The organism is Corynebacterium sp. HMSC035E02 (genome assembly GCF_001836065.1).
GTDB classification, from domain to species: domain Bacteria; phylum Actinomycetota; class Actinomycetes; order Mycobacteriales; family Mycobacteriaceae; genus Corynebacterium; species Corynebacterium hiratae.
Genome location: NZ_KV827330.1, coordinates 360 through 15,105, shown reverse-complemented (window position 1 = coordinate 15,105; position 14,746 = coordinate 360). Strand labels below are relative to the sequence as shown.

The 14,746-nt window shown below is 59.4% G+C and carries 15 protein-coding genes; 4 read left to right on the top strand and 11 right to left on the bottom strand.

Translation table 11 applies throughout. From position 1 onward, the window contains the following. Positions 1-95: 95 nt before the first annotated feature. The 3 genes from HMPREF2635_RS03505 to HMPREF2635_RS03495 are packed head-to-tail and all read left to right on the top strand — an operon-like array spanning position 96 to position 1,985. Positions 96-668 carry a biotin transporter BioY gene (locus HMPREF2635_RS03505; protein ID WP_070821274.1) on the top strand — a complete coding sequence of 191 codons (573 nt, stop codon included), beginning with the start codon at positions 96-98 and terminating at the stop codon, positions 666-668. A gap of 5 nt (positions 669-673) precedes the next feature. Next, positions 674-1,366, top strand: a complete 693-nt coding sequence (locus HMPREF2635_RS03500; RefSeq protein ID WP_070821273.1) for an energy-coupling factor ABC transporter ATP-binding protein — start codon at positions 674-676, stop codon at positions 1,364-1,366. Between the two features lie 4 nt (positions 1,367-1,370). After that, entirely contained in the window at positions 1,371-1,985 is a 615-nt protein-coding gene (locus HMPREF2635_RS03495; protein WP_046649353.1) for an energy-coupling factor transporter transmembrane component T family protein, read from the top strand. A 3-nt stretch (positions 1,986-1,988) separates the two neighbouring features. Here the strand turns inward: HMPREF2635_RS03495 and HMPREF2635_RS03490 are convergent, their stop codons facing one another. The 4 genes from HMPREF2635_RS03490 to pgsA form a co-directional block, all read right to left on the bottom strand. After that, positions 1,989-2,825, bottom strand: a complete 837-nt coding sequence (locus HMPREF2635_RS03490; protein ID WP_046649352.1) for a PspA/IM30 family protein — start codon at positions 2,823-2,825, stop codon at positions 1,989-1,991. A gap of 106 nt (positions 2,826-2,931) precedes the next feature. Next, entirely contained in the window at positions 2,932-3,279 is a 348-nt protein-coding gene (locus HMPREF2635_RS03485) for a helix-turn-helix domain-containing protein (protein WP_046649351.1), read from the bottom strand. Between the two features lie 45 nt (positions 3,280-3,324). Further along, positions 3,325-3,822: a nicotinamide-nucleotide amidohydrolase family protein gene (locus tag HMPREF2635_RS03480; protein ID WP_070821272.1), complete on the bottom strand. Its 498-nt coding sequence runs from the start codon at positions 3,820-3,822 to the stop codon at positions 3,325-3,327. Then, a complete protein-coding gene (gene pgsA / locus HMPREF2635_RS03475) occupies positions 3,819-4,409 on the bottom strand; it encodes a CDP-diacylglycerol--glycerol-3-phosphate 3-phosphatidyltransferase (protein ID WP_187357541.1) in 591 nt (196 codons plus the stop codon). Before pgsA ends, HMPREF2635_RS03480 begins: the two co-directional genes overlap by 4 nt. Positions 4,410-4,456: 47 nt before the next feature. Here pgsA and HMPREF2635_RS03470 point away from each other — a divergent pair, with 47 nt between their 5' ends. Next, positions 4,457-4,747, top strand: coding sequence for a YciI family protein (locus HMPREF2635_RS03470; protein WP_010190299.1), 291 nt, complete (start codon positions 4,457-4,459; stop codon positions 4,745-4,747). Positions 4,748-4,764: 17 nt separating this feature from the next. Here HMPREF2635_RS03470 and HMPREF2635_RS03465 read toward each other — a convergent pair whose 3' ends face one another. The 7 genes from HMPREF2635_RS03465 to dapB form a co-directional block, all read right to left on the bottom strand. Continuing rightward, entirely contained in the window at positions 4,765-5,883 is a 1,119-nt protein-coding gene (locus HMPREF2635_RS03465) for a TerC family protein (RefSeq protein ID WP_070821270.1), read from the bottom strand. A 179-nt stretch (positions 5,884-6,062) separates the two neighbouring features. After that, complete coding sequence (locus HMPREF2635_RS03460; protein WP_070821269.1) at positions 6,063-9,263, bottom strand: DNA translocase FtsK; 3,201 nt, start codon at positions 9,261-9,263, stop codon at positions 6,063-6,065. Positions 9,264-9,340: 77 nt separating this feature from the next. After that, positions 9,341-9,979, bottom strand: a complete 639-nt coding sequence (locus HMPREF2635_RS03455; protein ID WP_070516843.1) for a TIGR03085 family metal-binding protein — start codon at positions 9,977-9,979, stop codon at positions 9,341-9,343. A 43-nt stretch (positions 9,980-10,022) separates the two neighbouring features. Beyond that, positions 10,023-12,086 carry a ribonuclease J gene (locus HMPREF2635_RS03450; RefSeq protein WP_083295551.1) on the bottom strand — a complete coding sequence of 688 codons (2,064 nt, stop codon included), beginning with the start codon at positions 12,084-12,086 and terminating at the stop codon, positions 10,023-10,025. 2 nt (positions 12,087-12,088) lie between these two features. Next, on the bottom strand, positions 12,089-12,997 hold the full coding sequence (gene dapA / locus HMPREF2635_RS03445; RefSeq protein ID WP_049157584.1) for a 4-hydroxy-tetrahydrodipicolinate synthase: 909 nt from the start codon (positions 12,995-12,997) through the stop codon (positions 12,089-12,091). Positions 12,998-13,068: 71 nt separating this feature from the next. Continuing rightward, positions 13,069-13,818 carry an FAD-dependent thymidylate synthase gene (thyX, locus tag HMPREF2635_RS03440; RefSeq protein WP_070513046.1) on the bottom strand — a complete coding sequence of 250 codons (750 nt, stop codon included), beginning with the start codon at positions 13,816-13,818 and terminating at the stop codon, positions 13,069-13,071. Further along, positions 13,818-14,564 carry a 4-hydroxy-tetrahydrodipicolinate reductase gene (gene dapB / locus HMPREF2635_RS03435; protein WP_070513043.1) on the bottom strand — a complete coding sequence of 249 codons (747 nt, stop codon included), beginning with the start codon at positions 14,562-14,564 and terminating at the stop codon, positions 13,818-13,820. The genes thyX and dapB overlap by 1 nt, the downstream gene beginning before the upstream one ends. Positions 14,565-14,746: the final 182 nt, after the last annotated feature.

Genomic DNA, 14,746 nt, shown 5'->3' with positions numbered 1-14,746 from the left:
GTTCGGGGTAGTTTCAATCCCTAAAAGCCGTGCTTGAACACTGTTCAAAAGCGCCTATTTGCTGCGCCATTAAGCCACTAGATAAACTTTGGCCCATGAAAAAGAATTCCGTCGCGACTGATATCGCGTACGTCGCGGTCTTCACCGCGCTCATCATAGTCTTTGCCTTCGTCTCTATCCCCACCCCCACCGCTGGCGTGCCCATCGTTCTTCAAAACGCCGTTATCATCCTGGCAGGCCTCGTCCTCGGAGGCCGCAGGGGCTTCTTCGTTGGTCTACTCTTCCTGGCCCTCGGCCTCGTCGGCCTCCCAATCCTCGCCGGCGGCCGCAGTGCCCTGAGCGCCATCGCCGGCCCCACTGTGGGTTACCTTGTCGGCTACGTCGTCGCCCCAGCCATCGCCGGTCTTATCGCCTACCGCGCGCCGCGAAACAAGGGAGGCATGACGGTTGTCCTCGCCGTCGCCGGCGCCCTCGGCCTGGCGGTTCAGTACGTGTGCGGAATCTTTGGCCTGATGTTCCGCTCTGACATGTCCTTCGGGGCAGCCACCGTGGCTCAGGGCCCGTTTGTCATCCCAGATCTCATCAAAGTCGCCGTGATGGTTGTCATCGCCGTCGGTGTGCACGCAGCATTCCCCGACCTTATGGGGCGACGAGCTAAAGCGAAGTAGCGCCAGTGCCAAAGATTGACTTCCGCAACGTATCCGTCACCTTCGACGAAGCACCCGTGCTCGAAGATATTTCTCTCTCATTGAGCGAACAGCGCATCGGTATTATCGGCGCCAATGGAGGCGGGAAATCCACTCTCGTCCGGCTCATCAACGGCCTTGGTGAACCTTCACGTGGTGAGGTCTTGGTGGATAACGTGGACGTCGCCAAGCACGGCAAAGAGATTCGCCGCCAGGTAGGCTTCGTGTTTTCCGATGCCGAAAACCAGATCGTGATGCCGCATGTGCGCGATGACGTGGAGTTCTCCCTTCGCCGGCTCAAGCTGTCTCGTGAGGAGCGCACCGCGCGTGTCGACGCCGCCCTCGAGCGCTTCGGCCTTACTCCCTTGGCCGAACAATCCCCGCACACCCTATCCGGCGGTCAAAAACAGCTCCTCGCATTGGCCGCGGTCCTGGTCATGGAACCCACCGTCATCATCGCTGACGAACCCACGACCTTGCTAGATCTGCGCAACCGCGATCGCATTCGCCGCGAATTTGCGCAGCTCGAACAGCAACTCATCGTGGTTACACATGACCTTGACTTTGTCTCTGATTTCGATCGCGTTCTGTGCATCGATAACCACCACGTCGTAGCCGACGGACCTCCCGCCAAGGTCATTTCCTTCTACACCGAACTCATGAAATCCCGCCCGCTCTAGAGTCATGCCTAAAAACATCCCCCTCGGCTACTACGTCGACGCCGATACCATCATTCATCGCATACCGGCCGCGGTGAAATTCCTCGTGCTCATCGGCTTCATCCTCGTGACCTCGCTCGCCGTGCACACGCTTCCTTGGGCGGCGGCCAGCCTCTTCCTCCCACTCGTGCTCTTTCCCGTCGCCCGCATCCCGTTTCGCGTCGCACTCGGACAGCTTGTTCCTCCGCTCTACCTCCTCGTTGCGCTCGCAGCTTTTCAGTGGTGGCAGAAGGATTTGCTGTCGGCCGCGATCATGTTTCTCACCATCTACGCAGCGATCAGCGCGGCGGTGCTGCTGACGCTGACAACGAAGGTGTCGGAGATGATGGACTCCCTCGACCGCGCCCTCGCGCCCCTAGGGCGGCTGGGCATCCCTGTTGAGAACATCACGCTGGCCATGTCTCTCACCATTCGTCTGCTCCCGCTCATGCTGGGAACAGTCGTCGAGGTACTGGACGCACGAAAAGCCCGGGGTGCCACGGCATCTCTAACTGCCTTTGGCACCCCGGTTATCATTCGCTCAATCCGCCGAGCACGCGCGATGGGTGAGGCGCTTCAAGCCCGCGGCGTCGGCGACTAAGCCTTATTCTCCGCGCAACTCGCGTAGGCGAGCCTGGACGGCATCGTCCTGCACGTTCGGCTGAGCCTTAGCCTCTGCCGAACCGATTGCCTGCTGGGAGTTTCCCTCCACTGCCTTCGGGTTATTCATTTCCGCACGGATCTGCTCGAGACGGGAGTGGCCAGCCAGTTGCACGCCAGCCTGCTCGATCTCCTGCATGCGGTTAGACACTGAGTTCTCGGCGAGCTCTGCCTGGCCCAGGGCCTTGGAGTAGCGACGCTCAATCTTGTCACGCACAGCATCCAGGGAAGGCGAGTTACCGTTTGCGGAGAGCTCGTTCATCGAGTTGAGGGACTCGGAGACCTTCTCCTGCATCTTGGCCTGCTCGAGCTGCGACAGCAGCTTGGAGCGCTCGTTGACCTTCTCACGAAGCGCCATGCCGTTGCGTTCAACGGCCTTCTTGGCCTGCTCCGCCTGCTGTAGAGCCTGATCATGGAGCTTCTTAGTGTCCTCAACAGACTGCTCAGCGGTAACCAACTGGGCGGCGAAGGCTTCAGCCGCATTCTCGTACTCGGTCGCCTTCTGTGCATCGCCTTCGGCACGGGCCTTGTCCGCAAGGCTTAGGGCGTTACGGGTATTCTGCTGCAGCTTTTCAATCTCACTCAAACGACGGTTCAGCTGCATCTCCAGCTGGCGCTGATTACCAATAACCGCTGCGGCCTGCTGTGACAGCTCCTGGTGCTGGCGCTGCGCCTCCTCGATAGCCTGCTCAATCTGAACCTTAGGGTCGGCGTTCTCCTCGATCTTGGAATCGAAGAGAGCCATCAAGTATTTCCAGGCTTTTACGAATGGGTTCGCCATAACAGGAGGTGCCTTTCTCAGCAGTTTGTTGTGTCAATAAGGTGTGTAACAAGAATATTTCCTGCCTGCCTAATAGTAGCGAAGCAGACAGTATTCCGTTGCGGTTCTATAGTTCCGATGCAGCGGGTGCGGTGGATGCGAGCTCCTCATCCATCGATGGCAGTGCCATGTATCCAGCCGCCTCAATAAGGACATCGGAAACACTGGCGTCAAGGGCATGACACACGGAAGCCAGAAGCTCGGAGGAAACCTCCTTGCGGCCGCGCTCCAACTCCGACAGATATCCTGGGGACACACGCGCCGCGGCGGCGAGTTCGCGAAGTGTTACTCCCTTATCCGCACGGAAGGCACGAAGCGTCAATCCGAGGGCCTCGCGCAAAAGCGGCTCCAGAGTCCGCGTCGATCGCGCCGTGGTCTGAGTGGGCTTATCAAGTAGTGCAACTGAAGTGTTCATCACTCCGTATAACGGCTCAGCGCCCCTACTTGTTCCCACAAACAGCTACTTTTCTTCAAGAGTTGATAGGAGAAGGCTCAATGCCGCCTGAACCGCAGCAGCGCGAATCGCGTTACGCCGTTCATCTGGAAGTTCATAGAGAACGCCACGCTTAGCGACGTCCCCGCCGACTCTCCCGCACAAGCCCACGTACACCGTACCCGCAGGTTTGCCTTCTTGGAGGTCCGGACCGGCCACGCCGGTAAGCCCAATCCCCCAGTCAGCTCGCATCTCCACGAGCGCCGCCTCCGCCATCTCCGCCGCGGTGGCAGCCGACACCACTCCCTGCGCCTCTAACGAATCCACGGTGGTGTTGAGGAACTGCGCCTTAACCTCAGTGGCATAGGTGACGAGCCCACCACGCAATACCGCGGAAGCACCCGGCACGTTAGCGACGGTGGCTGCTGCCAATCCAGCTGTGAGGGACTCGCAAAAGGCCACCGTCTCGCCGCGTTCGCGAAGCTTCGCCACGAGCTGTTCTTCAACATTTGCGGGCCTAGTCACTTGTTCTCCCTGTGGCCATCGATGAGGTACTGAATACCGGTCACTACGGTAACGACGACAGCCGCCAGCATAACGAGCAGGCTGGGGGTGTCCATCCATCCTGGAAGTGGGCACAGGTACAGCGCCACCGCTAGCGTCTGCAGAGCTGTCTTGAGTTTGCCGCCTTGGGAGGCCGGAACTACCTTGCCTTGGCGGAGCAAGTAGAAGCGCCAGATGGTAATGCCGAACTCGCGGAACAAAATGACGACGGTAATCCACACGGGCAAAGCACCAGTGATGTTGAGACACACGAAAGCCGCGGTCATCAGAGCCTTATCCGCGATCGGATCCGCAATCTTGCCAAAGTTGGTAATCAGCCCGCGCGAGCGCGCGATATCGCCGTCCAATTTGTCGGTGAGCATGAGGAGCGCGAAGCAGCCGAAGGCCCACCACTCATGACCGCCAAGAACCAGCCAGGCAAACAGCGGGATAAAGAGGATGCGCAAACTGGTCAGGATGTTGGGCAGGTTCCAATTGGAGACCTCGGGGTTAACATCCGTAGTTTGAGATTGCTTGTGCGCAGCCTGAGAATCATTCACGCTCTTCATCCTACCGTGGCCTGCCTGCCCCTCGGGCGAGCACTACCATGGTCGGTATGAAGTATTTCGCAGTTTCCTATGAATACAATCCATCTAACCCGGTTATTGCTGAGGTTCGCCCGAAGCACCGCGAATTCATCGGCGCACTCCACGACAAGGGCCAGATCTGTGGCTCTGGCCCCTACACCGATTCCAAGGGCGGGGCGCTCATCGTCCTGCAATTTGAGGATGAGTCCGTAAAGGTGGCCGATGTCATCGCCCTCATGGACCAGGATCCCTTCTACACCGAAGGCGCTGTTACTGGGCGCGCTTTCCGCGAGTGGAATCCCGTTATTAATTCCTTCTAAATCCCCGCGGCCCGAGTTTAAGGCAGCTCAGACTTGGGAAGTTCGTCCGCCTTGCCGACGAACTCGCCCTCCTTGTTGCGTACGATCTTGTTGCCAAAGTCGTCCCAATCATAGTGGTTGTGAGAAATCACCACGCCACCCTGGGCTTGGTCGCGTTTGTCCTTCCACACTGACAACAACACCGTAACCAGGAGGACGCCGACGATGACCAGTAGCGACACAAGGGTCGTAATCTCCGGTACTGCGCTGACATTCTCACCTCCATTGATGAAGGGCAAGTTGTTCTCGTGCAGAGCGTGGAAGAGCAGCTTGACACCAATGAACAGCAAGATAATACCCAGGCCATAAGGCAGGTAGACCAGGCGGTCCAACAGGCCATCAATGAGGAAGAACATTTGGCGCAGCCCCATGAGAGCGAAGGCATTGGTGGTGAAGACGAGGAAAGGCTCCGAGGTAATGCCGTAGATAGCTGGGATGGAGTCGAAGGCAAACATGACGTCGATCAGCCCGATAGCCGCCAAAGCAACGAAAAGCGGCGTCAGGGCGAATTTGCCCTTCTTCTCACCGGATTCCTCACGGTGGGTGAGCTTGTCACCGTGGTAGCGCGGGGTCACATGGACCACTTTGCGCAGCCACTTGACTACCAGCATGTCGTTGGGGTCGGTCTCGGGCGTCCCGTTGATCTCATCGATGAGCAGCTTGACTGCGGTGTAAATTAGGAAGATGGCAAACAGGTAGAAGACATCCGACCATGCCGCAATAATGGCCGCGCCCATCAAGATGAAGACAAGGCGGAAAACCAGCGCTAGGACGATACCGATGAGCAGGACCTTCTGCTGATACCTGCGGGGAATCTTGAATGACCCCATGATGAGCGAGAACACGAACAGGTTATCCACGCTCAAAGCCTGTTCCGTCACCCAACCGGTGTAGAACTGTGCCGCATGTTCACTGTCCCACAGCACCCATACAACTCCGCCAAAGACAACGGCGGTGGCCATGTAGAACAGTGTCCACCCACCGGATTCCTTGATGCTGGGCTCGTGGGGTGAGCGGACGTGGCTATAGAAATCGAAAACAAAGAAGCCCAAGATCACCGCGATGGTGATGGCCCAGACCCATAGTGGCACATGCATAATGAGTTATCCCTCCGGTCGACGCGACAATAAAGACCGGAGGTCTCCCCCGCTAGCAGTCTCTATGCACAGTCCCGCTAGCCGGCGCGACCGGGAACTGTACCGCAGTTGCCGTGTTGACGATCGACGCCGTGGATTGGGGTACTCCCCTCCAAGACTCGTCCTATCCTACACGGAGCTTAGAACGCACCTGTGGAGGGGTTAGCGGAGATTTCTACGGTGCGGGTATCGCCTTCAGCGTCGTCCGTGCCGCCGGAGCCTTCAGCGTCCTGGACCTCCTTCGGGGCCTCTGCTGGGTCAGCGCCCTTGATCATCCAGATGATGGTGTCGAGCTCCTCCGGCTTGACCAATACCTCACGCGCCTTGGAGCCTTCGGAAGGCCCAACCACACCGCGCGACTCCATGAGGTCCATGAGTCGGCCGGCCTTGGCAAAGCCGATGCGCAGCTTGCGCTGGAGCATCGACGTGGAGCCCAGCTGGGAGGTGACCACGAGGTCGACGGCCTCCAAGAGGTCGTCCATATCCTTGCCGATCTCCTCGTCGATCTCCTTCTTCGCCTCCGACGCCTTATCGTCCGTCACACCTTCGGTGTAGTTCGGCGAGCCCTGTGCCTTCGCGGCGTCGACAACCGCCTGCACCTCCTCGTCTGAGACGAACGCACCCTGCATACGCACCGGGCGGCCACCCTGCGGGATGAAAAGGCCATCGCCCATGCCGATGAGTTTCTCGGCTCCGCCCTGGTCCAGAATGACTCGGGAGTCCGTAAGCGAGGACGTCGCAAAAGCCAGACGGGAAGGAACGTTGGTCTTAATAAGACCGGTCACCACGTCCACAGACGGGCGCTGCGTGGCAAGCACGAGGTGAATGCCGGCCGCACGCGCCTTCTGGGTAATGCGGACGATGGAGTCCTCGATCTCCTTCGGTGCCGTCATCATGAGGTCTGCGAGCTCGTCCACGACACACACGATGTACGGGTACGGGCGCATCTCCCGCTGGGAACCGGCAGGAGCCTGGTATTCGCCACTGCGGACCTTACGGTTGAAGTCCTCAATCTTGCGCACGCGGGCAGCCTGCATGTCCATGTAGCGCTGCTCCATCTCCTCCACCAGCCACTGCAGGGCCGCCGCAGCCTTCTTTGGCTGCGTAATGATCGGGGTGATGAGGGGCGGGATACCTTCGTACGGCGTGAGCTCCACCATCTTCGGGTCCACGAGGATGAGTCGAACATCTTCCGGCGTCGCACGGGTCAACAGCGAGACGAGCATGGAGTTCACGAACGCCGACTTACCGGAACCAGTAGCACCAGCCACGAGCAGGTGAGGCATCTTCTTTACGGAGAAGGAGGTGTACTCGCCTTCGATATCCTTGCCCAAGCCAATCAGCATCGGGTCATGGTCGGCGCGCAGCGCCGGGGAATCAAGCACATCGCGCAGGCGCACCATCTCGCGGTCCGCATTGGGCACCTCGATACCGACGGCGGACTTGCCCGGAATCGGGGTCAGCAGGCGCAGATTATCCGTCGCCACAGCATAAGCCAGGTTGGACTGGAGGTTTGTAATCTTCGAAACCTTAACGCCTGGACCCAGCTCGATCTCGTAGCGCGTCACTGTCGGACCACGGCTAAAACCGGTGACCTGGGCATCAACCTTGAATTCTTCAAAGACCTCGGTGATGGCCTCGATGATGCGGTCGTTGGCCTCCGTGCGTGCCTTCGCTGGCTTGCCGGCGGTGAGCAGGTCCGTCGTCGGCACATCGTAGCCGCCGCCCAGGGCAGTGTCTTCCGCACCACTCGGGGCTGTGGGCGCTTCTTTGGCTACGCTCTGAGCCTCCTCTTCAACCTTGGCGCCCGTTCGTGCATCACGTCCAGAACGTTCCTGGAACATGCGCACTGCCTCGGAATGTGCGGCAGAGACGATGTCCTCCCCGGCAGACACTGCGCTTGTCGACGCCTCCGCAGCCGCTGCGCCCAGAGCCGCACCGGCGGCACCGCCGACGTCGACGCGCGGGCGCTTCTTCTGCGCCGGTTTCGGCGCCGGTTCAGGTTCCAGAACGGCAGTGGGCTCAGCATCCTGGACCACTGGAATCTCGTCGGTGTCATCGACGCGGCTATCAAAGCTCGGACGGCCGTGCTGCACTGGCTCCTGGTTTACAGGCTGCGCCGCAGAGTCAAAGGACACCGTGACATTCTCATCCGGCATCTGCCTTGGGGGCTGCTTCGGGGTCTGCTTCGGGCGCGGGCGCGGAGTATATGCCGGGCGCGCGGGGCGCTCGCGGCCTTCGGCAATGGCGTCGATGTCATCGCTGACGTAGTCGTAGTCGTCCGCTGGGGCGTCGTCAAGCAGCTCATCTTGGGCCGAACGGTTCTTGCGATCACGCAGGCCGCCGACGAGCGCGGAGAATTGGGCGGCCACGAAGTCATAAGCTTCGCGCAAGGTAATGCCCGTGATGTTGAGCGCCCCGTACACAATGAGCAGGAAGAGCAGCGGCACCGCCACATAGCTGGAAAAAGCCGCCACGAGCAGCTCGCCGATTCCAAAGCCGATGGCACCGCCTGCCTCCCCGGCAGCATTGTTATTCCAGGTCAGCTTCGGAAGACCTGCAAAGATGTGGATGAGGCTCAGCATGCACACCACGATGAGGGCCGTGCCGCCCACCACTCGCGGCTTGAAATGGCCCGCCGGACCGGACAAGTCCATCATGAGCGCAATGGCGACGGCGATCAGCGCGACGGGAAGAACATAGGCGCCCGCGCCAATCACATAGCGCACAGCGTTGGTGAGATACTCACCGATAATGCCGGCCACCTGGAACCACGTGGCGCAAGCAAGGATGATGGCCACGCCGATAAGCACAAGAGCGACCGCGTCTGGATTGGAGACGCGGATACTCTTCTCAGTGTGAGCTGGACGCTCCATGACCGTCGTCGGCATCTCACTTTCGACGTCACGCGCCCGCGTTACCTTGTTCTTTGCCGGAGCAGCGCTATCGGCCTTGTTGCTCTTTTTCTTGTTCTTCGCGCGTCCAGAAATTTCCCCTGGCTCCCTCAACTCGTCGTAATCATCGTAGGCACCCTCGTCATGAACAGCATCGTAGGCGGAGTCATAGAGGTCGTCATCTCGACTCCCCGCATCTACCGGCTTGAGACCGGCAAGGCCGTGCCCGACCCCTCGCGCCATGCTTCCCACGCCTCGGGCGGTAGCGCCAAAAACGGTTCCCAGTCCTCGGCCAACGGCGCGAAAGGCGCTGCCGGTCCTCTCTTCGGAGGTCTCGGCAGCGCGGGTTGCGGAGGTCAGCGAATAGCTTGTGCGGCCGGACGGCCGCGACCGATTGGCGGTGCGACCTCGGCCGGAGGCGCGAGACGGAGCGTTCTTGACAGACATGCCTGCCACTTTAGTAGCGAACACACCATTAACAACATGCGCCACACGCGTGCACTGAAGATTTTAGACAGTTCAGCCTACAGACTTGACCTAACGACGGCGGATGAATCCCCGTCAATCTCAACGCGAGCCGCCTCGCGGCCGAACGCCCATAGGAGCAACTCGGAAACTGCCCCACGGACCCGCACCACGTTGTCCCCCTTCGCTGCCACACGATGTTTATCCGCCGCGACGAGTGGCGCAAACCCAGCCGGCTCCAGCACTACCGGGAGGCGAGAGTGCGCCAACAGCCTTAACCCGAGAAACTTTAGCGGTGCGAGCAACTCCTTCTGCACCGCTAGCGAGAAATCACGCGGTTCGCTGTGCGCATTGGCCCGGCGTAGGTCTTCGTGGTGCACAAAATGCTCTGCGGTGTTGAGCACTGAATCCACGTAGCGCAGAGGGTTGAGCTTTCCCAATCCCCTACCCCAGTCATCCACCAGTTCCTCAAAATCTCGCGCACGGACTTCCTCCATGATGCTGTCCGCATGGGAAGTCAGCGCTGGAACAAAAGAACTGATGACGACGTCGGGCCGGTTTTCGCGGATCCAGAGGTGCGACACGAGGTCGCGGGCCGTCCACCCTTCGCACAACGTTGGAGCATCGGGACCAAGTTCACGGAATAACGCCACCATCTTGGCGCGTTCTGCTGAGGAAAACGACATGCGCCCCAGCATACCTACCAGAAGCAGGAACGCTGGGGCACTGTCTACCTAGACGTTAGAGCGATTCACGGGAGGCGTGAACTTCATCGTCGTCAGGCATCAGGACATCCGAGTTCGTCGGCACGATGGTCGGCAGAATGACCGGCTCGCGCTTGTACTTGGAATCCATGAGCTTGGATACCTTGCGGCGCAGCTTCTGCACCATGCGGTAGGTATCGTTCTCGCCCTCAGCGGCGAGATCGTTCATCGTGGACTCAACCAACTTGGCAACCTCCGGCACGATGCCGCGGTCATCGTCAGAGAAACCAGTGGTGGATACAGCCGGATGCTCAAGCAGCCGGGACGTGCGGTTATCAATCACACAGGTGATGGAAACGACGCCGCCAGAGCCGAGGTTGGTGCGGTCTGCCAGGGTATCTGCGTCGACGTCACCCATGGAGACGCCATCGACGTAGAGGTTACCCACGGTAATCTGGCCAACAACCTCTGCACGGCCGTTGCGCAGATCAACGACAACGCCGTTCTGTGCCAGAACCACGCGGTCGCGGTCAACGCCAGTGGAGACTGCCAGTTCCTTGTTTGCACGCAGGTGACGCCACTCGCCGTGGACCGGCATAACGTTCTTCGGACGCGCAGCGTTGTACAGGAAGAGCAGCTCGCCGCCGTAGCCGTGGCCGGAGGCGTGAACCTTGGCTTCCTTGTTGGTGATAACTTCAGCACCAATCTGGGAGAGCATGTTCATGACACCGTAAACGGCCTCTTCGTTGCCCGGAATCAGGGACGAGGAGAAGATGATGAGGTCGCCGTCGCGGACGGTGATCTGACGGTGCTCACGGCGTGCCATGCGTGACAACGCAGCCATTGGCTCGCCCTGGGTACCGGTGGTGATGAGCAAGACCTTGTGCGGTGCCATCTTGGCAGCCTCGTCGATCGAGATGATGGTTCCGCGCGGAACCTTCAGGAAGCCCATCTTCTCGGCGATTTCCATGTTGCGCATCATCGAGCGGCCGTTGAAGGCAACCTTGCGGCCAGCATAAACGGCGGCGTCGATAGCTGCCTGTACACGGTACACGTTGGACGCGAAGGTTGCGATGATGACGCGCTGCTTAGCATTGGACACCAGGCGGCGGAAGGTAGCCGGGATATCTCCCTCGGATGCGGAAACGCCCGGGATGTTCGCGTTGGTGGATTCGCAGAGCATCAGGTCGACGCCCTCATCACCGTAGCGAGATAGCGCCGGAAGGTCGGTCGGACGGTTATCCAGCGGGGTCTGGTCCAGCTTGATGTCACCGGTGTGGATGATATTGCCAGCCGGGGTGCCCAGCATGATGCCCAGTGCATCCGGAACGGAGTGGTTAACTGCCCAAAAACGGCAGCGGAACGAACCGTAGTTCACATCCGACTTCTCGTTGACCTCAACGAACTTCGGCTTCTGGCGGTGCTCCTTACACTTCGCCGCAATCAGCGCGATGGTAAAGCGCGATGCCACGATTGGAATATCCGGGCGCAGCTTCAGCAGCCACGGGATAGCACCAATGTGGTCCTCGTGAGCGTGGGTTACAACGAGAGCCTTGACCTTGTGAATCTTCTTCTCGATCGGGCCAAAGTCCGGCAGGATCAGGTCAACGCCAGGCTCACCGGAGGACGGGAAGAGCACGCCACAGTCGATGATGAGCATCTCGTCCTGGTACTCGAAGACGGTCATGTTACGACCGATCTCAGAAATACCGCCCAGGGCATAAATACGCAGCGAATCCTTCTGCTGCTTCGGCGGCTCCGGCAGACGCTTCGTCAGATCCGCGCCCTGCATGGACTTGGGAACGTTGCGGCGGCCACGGTTGTTATTACGGTTGCGATTGTTGTTGCGGCCACCGTTGTTGTGGTTGTTGTTGCCGCCGCGACCGCGACCACGGCCGCCACGGGAACCACGGGAGCGAGAACGGCGGTTGCCGTCCTCAGAATTCGAGTTATTAGACTCGTTCGAATTATTGCCGGATGCAGCCGATTCGTTCGGCGCTTGAAAAACCGGCGAAGCCGCCTCATTCGAGGCGGTCTCAGTCTCCGAAGGCGGACCCGCCTTACGGGTTACCTTGCGGGAGCGATTACGGGATTCAGTCATTCTTAAAGGACTCCAGCCTTTTCCAAATCGTGGCGGAGAGCCTCGATCTCCTCCGCGTCAGCCGCGGTAACTGGGAGACGAGGTTCTCCAACTTCAATACCCTGCAGACGCAGGGCAGCCTTAACAAGAGTTGCTCCTCCGAGGCGGCCTTGCGCCTCGACGAGCGGGGACAAAGTTTTCGCGTTAATCTCTCGTGCACGTGCAATATCGCCTTCATCGAAGGCCACGTAGAGATCAGCCAGGGCGCGCGGAGCGAGGTGACCAATCACGGAAATAACGCCCGAAGCACCGAGGGCCAGCCACGGCAAGTTCAGTCCGTCATCTCCGGAGTACCATGCCAAACCGGTTTCCTGGATAAGCGGTGCGGCTGCTACAAGGTCGCCCTTGGCGTCCTTAACAGCCTTGATGTTCGGCACCTCCGCGAGGCGAAGAAGGGTCTCCGTCTCAATCGGAATGCCCGAGCGGCCAGGGATGTCGTACAGACAAATGGGGAGGTCCACGGCGTCAGCCACAGCAGTAAAGTGCGCGTACACACCAGCCTGGGAAGGCTTGGAGTAATACGGGGTCACGACCAGAAGGCTGTCTGCTCCCGCATCAGCGAAAGCGCGCGCGGCCTCAATACTGGTGGCGGTGTTATTAGTTCCCGCACCAGCGCACAACTTAGCGCGGCCGCCTACCTCTTCCTTTACAGCTGCGAACAGCTCCAGTTTCTCATCCAACGACGTCGTCGGTGATTCGCCCGTGGTCCCAGACAAAATGAGCGAATCAACGCCGTTATCAACCAAATGAGCTGCTAGGCGACGACCAGCGGACACGTCCAAGGCGCCGTCCTGGTCAAATGGAGTGACCATAGCTACGCCTACGCGTCCGAAGGTGTCGACGCCTGCCTGTGCTGTCATACCTGTGCTCATAGGCGTCAAGATTACCTGCTTTCGCCCCTATTGGCCGCATCGGGGTCGTGCGCGAGTCTCCTGCAAAGCCTTTAAGCGTACGGGCTCGAAGCCATTTCGGTGCCGTCAGCCAGGGTGGTGATATGGAAGTCGTCGAAAAGCACCGGCGATTGCTCCCGCAACAGCTTCAAGCACGTGACGGCGAGCTGGCGCATCTCTGTATCGGCTTGTTCAGTCGCCCGCGCGCCAATAAAGTGACGCCACGCGCGATAGTTTCCCGTCACGACGATGCGGGATTCCGTGAGATTAGGTAATACCGCACGCGCTGCTTGTCGAGCCTGTTTCTTGCGCAGCAATGCATTTGGCTCCTCTTCCAACTTGGACTCGAGAGCGTCGAGGAGCTCCTCGTAGACAAACCTCGCTTCGTCGGCCGCCTGGAGGGTCAACCGCGTTAGCTGTTCATCTTCCGCAATGAATTTGGGCAGGACTACCTCCGCTTCCTCGGAATGCACGAAACGTTGCGAGAGCTGCGAGAAGGAGAAATGACGGTGGCGAACCAGCTCATGCGACGCCGACCGCGATAGTCCCCGTATATAGAGCGTCGCCGTAGCATGCTCCAGCAATGCATCGTGGCCTACCTCCAGAATGTGGTGCAGATAGGCCTGATTTGAGGCGGTACGGGGATTCGGCTTGTCGAAGGACTCATAACAGGCGCGTCCGGCAAATTCGACTAGAGCCTCGCTTTCCGACGCCCCCTCATCAACCTCCCAGTCCACTCCTCGCGGCGCATGGAATGCGGTTGCCGCAATGAGCTGGACATCAAGCTCAGAGACCTTTGCCATTACAGCCCCAAGTACTTCTCAAGTCCCACGGTCAAGCCTGGGTGGGATGCGATTTCTCGTACACCCAGCAGAACACCGGGGGTAAAGGAAGAGCGGTCATAGGAATCCTGACGGATGGTCAAGGACTGGCCTTGAGTGCCGAAGATAACTTCTTCATGAGCCACCATTCCCTGCATACGGACTGCGTGGACGTGAACACCATCGACGTCTGCGCCGCGCGCTCCATCGAGAGACTGCTCGGTCTTGTCCGGCATAGCGTCCAAGCCTGCCTCCTGGCGAGCCTTCGCAATACCCTGCGCAGTGTGAACCGCGGTACCGGACGGCGCATCGAGCTTGTTCGGGTGATGGTATTCAACTACCTCGGCACTGTCGAAGAACTTCGCCGCCTGCGCGGCAAACACCATGGTCAGTACAGCTGAAATAGCGAAGTTCGGGGCAATGAGAACGTTGCCGGCGCCCTCTTTCTTAGTCCACTCCTCCACCTTGGCTAGGCGTCCTGCATCGAACCCCGTGGTACCCACAACAGCGTGGATGCCATGTGCGATGCAAAACTCTAGATTGTCCATGACCGATGCCGGCTGGGTGAAGTCGACGGCGACCTCGGCACCCGATTCAACCAGCTTCTCCAACGGGGTCTCGCGGTCGATGGAAGCAACTAGCTCCAAATCCTCTGCCGCATTAACGCCTTCCACGATTGCTTGGCCCACGCGCCCTTTAGCCCCCAAGACGCCTACCTTGATAGTCATTGACAATCCCTTCATACGTGTTCGTGCGGTAACTGTGCCCAGTCTATCCCTGACACCGGCGAGGTTTCAGACAGGGCTCAAAAGGCTGCCTTTAATACGCATTTTCTTCCTTTCGTTGCGGACACAGGCGACACCACTCAAATCATTCGGTATCGAATGTCCTGGCTAACCCATGGTGACTA